This window comes from Brevundimonas sp. (assembly GCF_032017145.1).
Classification (GTDB): Bacteria; Pseudomonadota; Alphaproteobacteria; order Caulobacterales; family Caulobacteraceae; genus Brevundimonas.
This window is the reverse complement of sequence record NZ_DALZQC010000106.1, coordinates 1-10,911: the sequence shown is the minus strand read 5'-3', so window position 1 is coordinate 10,911 and position 10,911 is coordinate 1. Positions and strand designations below refer to the sequence as shown.

Below are 10,911 nucleotides of genomic sequence, written 5' to 3'. Positions count from 1 at the left end.
CCGCAGCGAGGGCGTGCAGCCCGTCGCCCGCTTCGCCCCGCATCCGAAGCCGAACGCCGCGCCCCACGCAGTCATGCGCGACCGGATGCGGGCCGAGACGCCGCGCGCGTCCGAGCGGGCGGCCGAGCGCGTTCCCGGCCCGGCCGTGCCGATACGGCTTTATGCGGTCTATATGCTGATCCTGCTGGCGGTGCCGACGCTGGGCGCCTCGTGCCTGGTGGCGCTGCTGGCGGTGATGCGGCGCGATACGGCGGCCGACGCGCTGGAAGCCAGCCACGCCCTGTATCAGAAGCGCACCGTGTTCGGGGCGATCGCGGCGGCCGTGGTCGGCGCCGTGCTGGTGGTGGTCAATGTCGGGGTCATCGTCCTGTTCGCCGTGGCGATCTGGATCCTGGCGCGCGGCGCCTATGGCGTGCTGAAACTGAAGAGCGGCCAGGCCGTTCCCAAGCCCCGCAGCTGGCTGTTCTGAACCAAGGATCATCATGACCGACGCCCCCGAATTCATCGCCGGACGCGAACCGGAAGGCAAGGTCGGCGCCCTGATCGCCTGGGCGCTGTTTATCCTGTCGATCCCCAGCGCCAATGTGCTGGTGCTGATCGGGCTGGTGGTGTCCTACGTCACGCGGGGGACGGCGACGGGCGTGGCGCGCCAGCATATCGAGGCGCAGATCGCGCTGTTCTGGTCGGTGTTCTGGTGGACCATCGCCGCCTGGGTCGGGATCTCGGTCAGCGCCGTGGCGTCGGTGGCGCTGATCGGCATACCGTTCCTGTTTCTGTTCCTGCTGATCTGGTTCCTGCTCAGCGTCTGGTTCACGGTCAAGAGCGTGCTGGGACTGATCAACCTGTTGCAGAACCGCCCGATCTGACGCGGCGGGAACACGACGGGCCGGTCGGCGGTTCAGGCTTCGAAGAACAGGAGCGACACATGACCGACGGACAGGGCCGACTGATCGACAAGGCGGACGAGAACCGCTTCGAACAGGATTTCAAGAGCGACGGCGGCGAGGGTCAGGTCTGGGCCGACTACGCCGTGCGCGGCGACACGCGGATGATCCTGCACGTCGAGGCCGATCAGGTGCTGCGCGGATCGGGCGCGGCGGGACGGTTCATGCAGGCCCTGGCCGAACATGCGCGCGAGAGCGGGATGAAGCTGTTTCCGCAATGCAGCTATGCCGTGGCCTGGCACAAGCGCCATCCCGATTACGACGACGTCCTGGCCTGACCGTCCATTGACACCGTCATCCTCGCCACGAGGGCGAGGATGACCAAGGCGGGGGTAAGGCGGGTTCAACCGCCCGAATAGCCGCCGATGATCGGCAGAATCTCGCCGGTGATAAAGCTGGACATCTGGGGCGAGGCCAAAAAGACGTAGGCGGGGGCGATCTCCTCGGGCTGAGCCGGGCGTTTCATCACCGTCTGGGCGCCGAACCGGGAGGTGGCTTCGGCGTCCTTGTCGGCGGGGTTCAGCGGGGTCCAGACCGGGCCGGGGGCGACCACGTTCACGCGGATGCCGCGCGGCGCCAGGTGGGTGCCCAAGGATCGGGCGTAGGCGTGAATGCCGCCCTTGGTCAGGGAATAGTCCAGCAGGTCCTTGTTGCCCTGAAGCCCGGTGACGGAGCCGGTCATGACGATGGCGCCGCCGGTCTTCATGTGCGGGACCGCCGCCTTGGTCATGTTGAAATAGCCGTAGAGGTTGGTCTTCAGCGTGCGGTCGAAATGGTCGTAGGTCAGGTCCTCGAAGGCGCCGACGTGTTCCTGGAAGGCGGCGTTGGGGACCAGGACGTCCAGGCGGCCGAAGGCGTCCAGGGTGGCCTTGACGGCGGCCTCGGCGAAGGCGGGGTCCGAGACGTCGCCCTTCAGCACCACCGCGCGGCGACCCTCGGCCTCGACGGCGGCCTTGGTGGTTTCGGCGTCGGCGTCCTCGTCCAGATGGCAGATGACCACGTCGCAGCCTTCGCGCGCGAACAGGACGGCGACCGAGCGGCCGATGCCGGAATCGGCTCCTGTGATCAGGGCGGCGAACCCATCCAGCTTGCCCGAGCCCTTCCAGAAGGGGGCGTCGTACAGGGGCGCGGGATCCAGCGCGGCCTCGTCGCCGGGCTTGGTCTGATGCTGTTTGGGGAAGGGCGGTTCGGGATAGGGGCGGGCGCCGGCCTGGACCGCGCCTGAGGATGTGTCGTCGCCGGACGTCTTGTCCTTGGCGTCGATGTCGCGCTGGATGGCGCGTTCATGATCGGCGACGGCGTCGGCGCGGGCGGTGTCGGTCATCGAAGGCTCCTGAAGGACGGGACCTTCAGGAAGCGGACGAGGCGGACGGGCGTTCCCTGCGCGTGATCAGCTGACGCGGTGGATGATGGTCTTGATGGTCTCGGCGCGGTTGGGCAGGTCGGAGGCCAGGCGCGAGGCGATCTCGCGCGCGCCGACTGGATAGGCGTCGCCGCCGTCGGCGATGGCCTTGGCCTTGGCGGCGGCCTCCAGCAGCAGCTTCTCCAGCGCCTCGATCTCTTCCAGGGCCAGGGCGTGGGCTTCGAGCTGCAGGCGTTTGACCCGTTCCGCGGTGGTCTCGGGCGCCTTCATCAGATCGTAGATCTCGGCCTCGGCCGCGACGAGCCGCAGGTCGGGCTTGGCGTCGGAACCGTTGGACTGGGCCATGGAATCACATCTCCTCGGTAAAGTCAGAAGACGAAGGTGATGCGAAGTCGCCTCCGCGTCGAGCTTGACCGTAAGGGTTGTGGCGACACTGTGGCCGCCATGCATCGGTGGAAACCCTTACAGCTCCGGCGCGCGGGCCGGAACCATGGCGGGAGCGGCGACGGGGGCCAGGACGCCGCCGGCGACCGCGCGCAGCGGCGAACGCGGCGTGTGCAGGACGGCCGGCGAGACGCTGACGCCGTCCTGAGCCGGGGTGACCAGGAAGCCTTTTTTGGCCAGGGCGTCGCCGGAACGGACGCGCGAGGTCCAGACCGCGATCGGGGCGGCGAGCAGCAGCGGCAGGACGATCGGGGCGAACCAGGTGGCCAGGTCGGGGCGGACGGCCAGCGGGATCAGGAAGCCGACGCCGGCGACCATCTGCCAGCGCATGGCGCGCAGGGCGTCGGACCAGGCCAGGCCGTCGGCCTCGCGCTGCTGGGTCGACCAGCCGGTGTCGTGGCCCGAGACGATCTGGAGGAACGCCTTGGTGTTGGCGACCATCAGGATGGGGGCCAGGATGGCGGACAGGGCGATCTCGGCCGCCATGCCGCGGGCGATGGCGCGGCGGCCGCCGAAGGCGCGCAGCTCGGCCGGGCGGCTCAGCACCAGGGCCGCGCCCATGAACTTGGGCCCGATCAGCAGGATGCCCGACAGGAAGGAGGCCAGCATGAAGGGGGTGAACTGCGGGTTCAGGATGTAGAAGAAGCTGGACCAGTCGACCGGATAGAACATCTGGATGAACAGGCCGGTCATCAGCGAGGCCAGCCACAGCGGCGAGGACATATAGGCCATGCAGCCCATTAGCAGCTGAAGCCGGCTCATGGGCGACAGGCCCTTGGCCGTGATCAGGCCCAGGTGCTGAAGATTGCCCTGGAACCAGCGGTGGTCGCGGCGGATGAAGTCGGTGATCGAGGGCGGGGTCTCCTCCCACGATCCGTCCAGCGAGGCGGTGACGTGCACGGCCCAGCCCGCGCGGCGCATCAAGGCGGCCTCGACCACGTCGTGGCTCATGATGTGGCCGCCGAAGGGCTTGCGGCCCTTCAGGTGCGGCAGGCCGCAGCAGGCGGCGAAGGCGCGCGTGCGGATGATGGCGTTGTGGCCCCAGTAGCTGGATTCCGAGCCGGTCCAATAGGCCAGACCCGCAGCGGCGACGCGGCCGTACAGGCGCACCGAATACTGGGACACGCGCGCGAAGATGGTGCGGGCCTTGATGATGACCGGGGCGGTCTGGATCAGGCCCACGCCCGGATTGCGCTCCATGGCGTCGACCATGCGCAGCAGGGTCTCGCCGGCCATGGTGCTGTCGGCGTCCAGCACGATCATGTTCTCGTAGGCGCCGCCGAAACGACGGACCCATTCGGCCAGGTTGCCGGCCTTGCGCTCGGCGTTGTCGGTGCGGCGGCGGTAATAGGCCTTGGAGTTGGCGGTCAGGCGGAAGGCCTGGAAGACCGAACGTTCGGCGGCGGCGGCCTCGTCCTTGGTCGAATCGCTGAGCACGAAAATGTCGAAGGCCGAGGCGGCGCCCAGGCGGGCCAGAGACTGGTCGATCATGGCCAGGCGGGCGAAGGAGGCGCGGGCGTCCTCGTTATACAGCGGCATCAGCAGGGCCGTGCGCGTGCGCGGCATCGGCGGATGGGGCGAGAAGGCCAGGTCCTGCTGGTCCTTGCCGCGCAGCATGACGAACAGACCCATCAGGCCGCTGACGAACCAGCAGGAGATGGCGGTGATCAGCACCATGAACAGGCTGAAGGCCAGGATTTCGGTCCCGTCCCAGCCCTTGCGGGCGTAGAGATAGAAGGGGGTGATGGCCGACAGGGCCGTCAGCATGATGGTGCCGGCCAGGAGCGCCAGGCGGCGCAGGGCCACCGTGCGCGGCGAGGTCGCGGGCGTCAGGTCGGCCACGGCGTCGGGCGCGGCCAGGGACTGCACCGGCATGGCCAGGCGCGCCTCGTCGGGCAGCCAGGACCAGGACGGCGCCTGGGTCCGCTCGACAGTCTCGATTTCAGCCTGTTCGACAGGCCGGATCGCCAGCTTGTTCATGCCGCTTCTGGACGCCCCCGTGTTGACCGATCATCTTTCCGAAGGCAGGAAGGACGCGGAGTGCTGCACTGCAACACGTTCCGCCATACTCGATCACATTCGCGCGATTTTCAATCACGCAATGTTGATTGCAGCGAAATTTTCCGGGGATTTTTCAGATCGGGACGTCAAGCGCGGCGGAAGCCGGGCGATGGGGCGGCGAGACTGTGGCGTGGTGCAGCAGTTTGCGGTCCAGGACCCAGGCCGCGATACCGACCCAGCCCACCAGGACGATGGCGTAAAGCCGCTCCCACCAGCCGACATTGGCGTCGTTGACCGTGCCGGGCAGGACCAGATGTTTGGTCAGGACCGTCAGGATCGCCATGACCACGAAGGTCGCGGCCAGGAAGACCTTCAGCCGGGGCATGTCGCGGCGGCGGCGCAGCCCCCACAGCAGAAGCAGCGGCGCCAGTTGGATGCCCAGGGCCAGGTTGATGACCATGTGGCGCGGATCGGGCCAGGGATACAGGGTCGATCCCGCCATGCCCGCCCCCGCCAGGACGAAGACGACCGCGATCACCCAGCCCGCGACGCGCGCGCCGGTCAGGGCGTAGATCCCCAGGCCGAAGCCGATGCCGGCCAAGCCCGCCATGACCCCGGCGACGAAGACCCCGCCGTTGAAGATGATCGGCGCCCTGGCCGAGGCGCCGCCCAGTTCGCTGAGATACTGGGTGGCGTTGTTGAAGCCGGGATAGGCGGCGATGGCGGCGGCGACCACGGTCAGGGCCAGGATCGGGGCGGCGACCCCCACCCCCAGCAGCCGACGGCGACGGTGATAGGGCTGGGTCGGGCGGATCAGCGCCTTCAGGTCCAGCGGCCAGGGACGGTCGTCCAGCGGCTTCAGCCCCCACAGCGGGCGGAGGACGGGGATGCGGCGCACGACCTCATAGATCGCCAGACTGCCCAAAAAGGTCGCGGCGACCAGGAACAGCGCCTCCAGCCCGACCGGCAGGGCGGCGGGCCGGATGATCCAGACGGCGGCGACCAGGATGGTCTGGTGCGCCAGATAAAGGGGGAAGGTGGCCTGGGTCAGATAGTTCAGCACCGGCCCGCCCCGCGCCCGCAGATGACGCGAGCCGAAGCCCAGGATGGCGACGATGGTCGCCCATTGATCCACGCCATAGACCAAGGCCCGGGGCGCGCCCCAGAAGGCCCGCGCGCCGGGATGCCAGACCTGGACCATCATGATCGGCAGGGCGACGGCGGCCAGGCCCAGGGCCAGCCAGCGATACCGCTCCATGTCGCGCCACACGCTCTCGCGCCCCACGATGCAGAAGCCGAACACGAAGGCCGCCAGCGACAGGGCGTGGTTGTACCAATCCCAGTGCAGCATGTTGGTGATGCCGAAATGGGGAAACAGAAACAGGCGAATGGCCGACAGATACAGGATCGGCAGGACCAGCAGCCAGGGCCCCCTCAGGGCGCGCTGCAAGACATCGCCCAGCCGCTCGATCAGGCCGGGCCTGCGCCACAGCAGGATGGTCACGAGGCTGTAGGCGGCGATATAGACGATGAACCACAGGTGATTGACCGGCACGCCGTCGGCCAGGCCCGCCGGGCTGAACTCGCGCGCCATCCAGGCGACATAGCCGGCGACGCCGCCCGGCCAGCCGCCCTTGTCCATCGCCTCGATCCAGGCCTGGATCGGCACCAGCACGACCGCGCCGAACAACAGGGGCGGGACCAGCCGCTCGAACCGCGCGCGGGCCACCTGGCGCGGGGTGCGGCGCAGGGTCATGAACCGCAGCGCGGCGCCGGACACCAGAAACAGCAGCGTCAGCCGCCAGGGATTGGTGATCAGGATCGCCTCGCGCATCCACTCGAAGGTGTGGGCGCTGTGCACGTGCCAGTCATAGACGCCGTAGACCAGACCGACGTGATACAGGATCAGCAGGCCGAAGGCGCCGACCCGGATCCAGTCGAGATCGTAACGGCGCTGGGTCGGGGAAGCGGACGGGTTCACGGCCGCGTCTATGCGACCAGCCGCGCGGTCAGGCAAGACGACGGATGGTCTCGGGATTGCTCCATTCCGCTCATCCCGGCGAAAGCCGGGACCCAGTGCTTTCACGCCCCAGGCGCATGGGATCAGCGCCGGTTTCCTAATCTCACGTCAAAACGCCCAAAGAATGGGTCCCGGCTTTCGCCGGGATGAGCGGTTATTCATCCCGCTGTCGACAATCCCAGCGCCTTCAACGTCTCGGTGATCGAGGCGTCCTGTTCGGCGCGGTACAGGGCCATCTCGTCCTGGACCGGGCGGCCCAGGGCGGTTTCGAAGTCGGCCCGGGCGGGATCGACGGCGTAGGCGGTCTGGCGGGCCTCGGCGCCCAGGTTGGACTGGAAGATGCCGGCCGCGCTGACGGGCAGGAAGTCCTCGTAGGTGATCGGTTCGGCGACGACGAAGCCCGCGGCGATCAGGGCGTCCAGGTCGGCGGTCTCGGCGCGCGAGGCCAGCCCCTGCGGCGTCGCGTGATAGCGGAACCAGGCCAGGCCGCCGCGACGCAGCGCCTCCCAGTCGTCCGGCAGGGCGGAGAAGTCCCTGGACGCCAGGGCGGCGTCGTACAGGGCGCGCCCGGCGGGGGTCAGGGCGCAGCCGCGTTGCTCGATCTCGCCGAAGCGGGCGGTGTGGGTTCCGGCGACCATTTCTCGAGAGTCTGGTTCGTCCACGCCGGGGAAGGCGATGGCCTCTTCCAGCGCCTTGAAACTGGTCTGGCGCAGCAGGATGGGGCAGGCGCGGGCGGGCGGCCCCTCTATGGTCTCCTTGGGCGTAATGCCGCGTTCGGGCATGGCCGTCTGGGCCGCGTCGATGTCCAGAGTGCGCGGCGTCAGATGGTTGATGTGAGGCCCCTTGAAGCTGACCACATCGGCGATCAGCCGGTGGGCGGCGACCAGACGGTCGTAGGTCTGGGCGCTGACGGTCGCCTCGGCGTGCCAGCGGAAGGTCTCCAGCAGTTCGGCGACGAAGCGGTCGGCCTGATCGGCGTCCAGGCCGCCCTCGCGCTCGGCGGTCTCGATCAGTTCGCGCGCGCCGGGGGTGAAGATGTCGCGGCGGGCCAGGGTCTGGGCCGCCTCGGCCCGCAGGGCATCATCCTCGATCAGCTCCAGCCGCAGCAGTGAGCAGAAGACCCGGAACGGATTGCGCGCCAGGGCCGCCGGATCGACCGGCCGGAAGGCGGTGGAATGCACCGGCACCCCGGCCGGGGCCAGATTGTAATAGCTGACCGGCTCCATCCCCATGACGGCGAAGGCGCGCGCGATCATGGCCAGTTCGGCCGCCGTGCCGACGCGGATGGCGCCGTGACGCTCCTCCGACAACCGCGCCAGTTCGCCCGACGCCGCCAGCCGGTCGGCGCCCGCCGCATCCGCCTTCAACGCCTGGGCGTTGATGTCCGCCACCAGGGTCAGCAGGTCGCCGTACTGGGGCACCTCGGCCCGGTACAGGGCGGACAGGGCGGCCGAGAACCGGCTGCGGATGTCGTCGGGATGGACGAAGGCGGACATGATGGCTCCCACGTTTTCGTCGCTCTTAAGCCGGTCGGCCGCCGGACGAAACCCGGCGGCCGTCGCAGGCGTCAGGCGTCGACGCCCACCCCGATGGGGCAGACCACGCCCGTCCCGCCGATGCCGCAGTATCCGGCCGGGTTCTTGGCCAGATAGCCCTGGTGATAACCCTCGGCGTAGAAATAGTCGCCGGCGGGTTCGATCTCGGTGGTGATGGCGCCGCGGCCTGCCTTGGTCAGGGCCGCCTGATAGGCGTCGCGTGACGCCTCGGCCTCGGCCTGCTGCTCGGCGTTCAGCGTATAGATGGCCGAGCGATAGGTGGTGCCCACGTCATTGCCCTGGCGCATCCCTTGCGTCGGGTCGTGGTTCTCCCAGAAGACCTTGAGCAGTTCGGCGTAGGCGATGACGGCCGGATCGAACACCACCTTGACCACCTCGGTATGGCCGGTGCGGCCCGTGCAGGTCTCCTCATAGGTCGGGTTCGGCGTGATCCCGCCGGAATAGCCGGCCGACGTCACCCACACGCCCGGCAGCCGCCAGAAGATGCGCTCGACACCCCAGAAACAGCCCATGCCGAAGATCGCCGTCTGGAAACCCTCGGGATAAGGCCCCTTCAGCGGATGGCCGCTGACATAGTGGTTCAGATCGGTGGGCAACGGCTCGGCGCGGCCGGGCAGGGCGGTCTCGGGCGTGGGCAGTTCGGCGCTTTTCTTGAACAGCATGGGCGGGTCCCTCATCGGAAAATGGCGTTGATCCCCATATGGGGATGCGAGAGGCGCTTGCCGAGGGGGCGATGGTGTTCTATCAGGCCCGCCTCCCGCCGGATCGACCTCCGGCGGCGCGCACGAGCTGGCGTGAAACGGACAGGTGGCGGAGTGGTCGATCGCGCACGCTTGGAAAGCGTGTGTAGGTGAAAGCCTACCGAGGGTTCGAATCCCTCTCTGTCCGCCACGTTCTCCACGGCTACGCGCCGGTGCAGATCTTCGCCTGGAATATCTCCCTCATTACCGAGCCTTGCGCGATAGCAGAGACACCGCTGTGGTCTCTGCGCGCCTGATCCATCGCCAAATCACGAGCCTTGCGGCCGCCTGTCTCCGTTTGGCGCAAGGCGGTCCACTTTCCCTGTTTCCCTGCTATCCAGAATTTTTGGGAATGCTCCGGTCGTCCTCGAGCCTCCCTATGGCGCATTTCTTGGAGATTTCCGTAGCTTAAGGACGCGGTTGGCTACAATAACCAGCTCAGATAACAGGGAAGCCAATGCGGGATATCAGGGAACGTAATCCCTCATATCAGCGAACGAAAAGCCGCCGATCAGAAGTCTGATCGGCGGCAGTAATCTTAAGGCGGCGTAGGCCTCAAGCGGCGTAACGCCGTCGCTGGTCGGACCATTCCAACGCCAGATCGTTCCGCATGACGTCTTCCAACGTGAGACGTTCAGACTGGACGCCGTGCAGTATTGCTCGCTTCAGATCGGGCGCGAGGAATGCCACTCGAAGCAGCCGCGTGACGTAGGTCAAGGTCACACCTTCGGCGTCGGCGATTTCAGCCAAGGTGGCAGATCTTCCGCTCAGCAGTTTGGCCTTCCACGCTTCGGCCCGGACCAGAGCCGCGCTCAGCGCAGCGTCGACTTTGGGCGCATGGATGGCGTCGCTACCGCCTGGCCCGGCGATCGAAACAGCGCCTCGACGGTCGGTCGCGAGGGAGAGCCGGACGACCGGGGCATAGCCTCGACGCTCCAACTGCTGAAAGACCAGTCTGCCAGACGGCGTGTCGATCAGTTCGCCGCAGCGTTGCTCGTCCAGCGCGATGAGAGCCTCTCCTAGCAAGATTTCGATCCGCGCAATCGCGTCGCGCAGGATCGACCAGTCCGTGGTTGCTCTGTCTGGGAACAACGGGGTCATCGCTCTAGCGACGGCTGCTTCGATGACCTGAGCCGAAAGGCGAGGGTGCAGTCCCGCCCTGCCAGGCGATCCCTTCTGCACGGCCGTCGAGACATAGTATCGGTAGATGGCTCCGCCCCTCCTGGGCGAACTGACCGGCGACATCACATTGCCGACGCTATCCACCATCAACCCGGTCAACGGCGCGCCCGTATGGGCGGGGCGCGGTTTACCAGGTTTGCGGGTGCGCCGCGTGGCGTCGAGCATGAGCTGGACAGCCTCGAAAGTCTCGCGATCGATCAGAGCCGGGTGCTGACCCGGATGGACAAGGTCCTTGTGCGGGATGTCGCCGACATAGATGGGGTTGCGCAGCATGTGGTAGGCGCCGCCGCGTTCGATCGGCAGACCGCCTTTTCGCTCCCCAGCCTTGGTTGTCCAACGTTTGGTGACGACACCCCGCTCCGCCAACTCGTGGACCAACTGGTTCGCCGAGCGCAGCTCCAGATACCGGGAGAACATCCGACGAACGACCGAAGCTTCCTCAGCGTTGATCTTCAAGGTTCGACCGTCTGGGTCGTAGCCGAGGACAGGTCGGCCCCCCATCCAAAGTCCCTTTTTCTTGGAGGCGGCGATCTTGTCGCGGATGCGTTCGCCGGTCACCTCCCGCTCGAACTGGGCGAAGGACAGCAGCACGTTCAGGGTCAGCCGACTGATCCTCCCTCGTTTCAGTGGACACCCATGCTAGCTTTTCGGAGCTGGAGAG

10 protein-coding genes and 1 tRNA gene are annotated in these 10,911 nt (G+C 67.5%); 4 read left to right on the top strand and 7 right to left on the bottom strand.

Annotated elements, in window-relative coordinates; all coding sequences use genetic code 11:
• From RTU05_RS14690 to RTU05_RS14680, 3 genes are all read left to right on the top strand, one after another.
• Positions 1 to 469, top strand: a 469-nt coding sequence (locus tag RTU05_RS14690; protein ID WP_312599097.1) for a hypothetical protein, incomplete at its 5' end; no start/stop codon positions are given.
• A gap of 13 nt (positions 470 to 482) precedes the next feature.
• Positions 483 to 866: a hypothetical protein gene (locus RTU05_RS14685; protein ID WP_312599096.1), complete on the top strand. Its 384-nt coding sequence runs from the start codon at positions 483 to 485 to the stop codon at positions 864 to 866.
• A gap of 59 nt (positions 867 to 925) precedes the next feature.
• Positions 926 to 1,222, top strand: a complete 297-nt coding sequence (locus tag RTU05_RS14680) for a GNAT family N-acetyltransferase (RefSeq protein ID WP_312599095.1) — start codon at positions 926 to 928, stop codon at positions 1,220 to 1,222.
• Positions 1,223 to 1,287: 65 nt separating this feature from the next.
• Here RTU05_RS14680 and RTU05_RS14675 read toward each other — a convergent pair whose 3' ends face one another.
• From RTU05_RS14675 to msrA, 6 genes are all read right to left on the bottom strand, one after another.
• The gene (locus RTU05_RS14675) at positions 1,288 to 2,268 is read right to left on the bottom strand and encodes an SDR family oxidoreductase (protein WP_312599094.1); all 981 of its coding nucleotides are present in this window, start codon (positions 2,266 to 2,268) and stop codon (positions 1,288 to 1,290) included.
• A 66-nt stretch (positions 2,269 to 2,334) separates the two neighbouring features.
• Positions 2,335 to 2,652, bottom strand: a complete 318-nt coding sequence (locus RTU05_RS14670; RefSeq protein ID WP_312599093.1) for a hypothetical protein — start codon at positions 2,650 to 2,652, stop codon at positions 2,335 to 2,337.
• A gap of 117 nt (positions 2,653 to 2,769) precedes the next feature.
• Entirely contained in the window at positions 2,770 to 4,731 is a 1,962-nt protein-coding gene (gene mdoH, locus RTU05_RS14665) for a glucans biosynthesis glucosyltransferase MdoH (RefSeq protein ID WP_312599092.1), read from the bottom strand.
• A gap of 154 nt (positions 4,732 to 4,885) precedes the next feature.
• A complete protein-coding gene (locus tag RTU05_RS14660; protein ID WP_312599091.1) occupies positions 4,886 to 6,733 on the bottom strand; it encodes an acyltransferase family protein in 1,848 nt (615 codons plus the stop codon).
• A 197-nt stretch (positions 6,734 to 6,930) separates the two neighbouring features.
• Entirely contained in the window at positions 6,931 to 8,268 is a 1,338-nt protein-coding gene (locus RTU05_RS14655; RefSeq protein WP_312599090.1) for a VOC family protein, read from the bottom strand.
• Positions 8,269 to 8,339: 71 nt separating this feature from the next.
• Entirely contained in the window at positions 8,340 to 8,990 is a 651-nt protein-coding gene (msrA, locus tag RTU05_RS14650) for a peptide-methionine (S)-S-oxide reductase MsrA (RefSeq protein WP_312599089.1), read from the bottom strand.
• 139 nt (positions 8,991 to 9,129) lie between these two features.
• Between msrA and RTU05_RS14645 the strand changes: the two genes are divergently transcribed.
• Positions 9,130 to 9,219 (top strand) — tRNA-Ser (locus RTU05_RS14645).
• 404 nt (positions 9,220 to 9,623) lie between these two features.
• On the opposite strand, the gene RTU05_RS14640 is transcribed toward RTU05_RS14645, so the two are convergent.
• The gene (locus RTU05_RS14640; protein ID WP_312599088.1) at positions 9,624 to 10,841 is read right to left on the bottom strand and encodes a recombinase family protein; all 1,218 of its coding nucleotides are present in this window, start codon (positions 10,839 to 10,841) and stop codon (positions 9,624 to 9,626) included.
• Between the last annotated feature and the right edge of the window lie 70 nt (positions 10,842 to 10,911).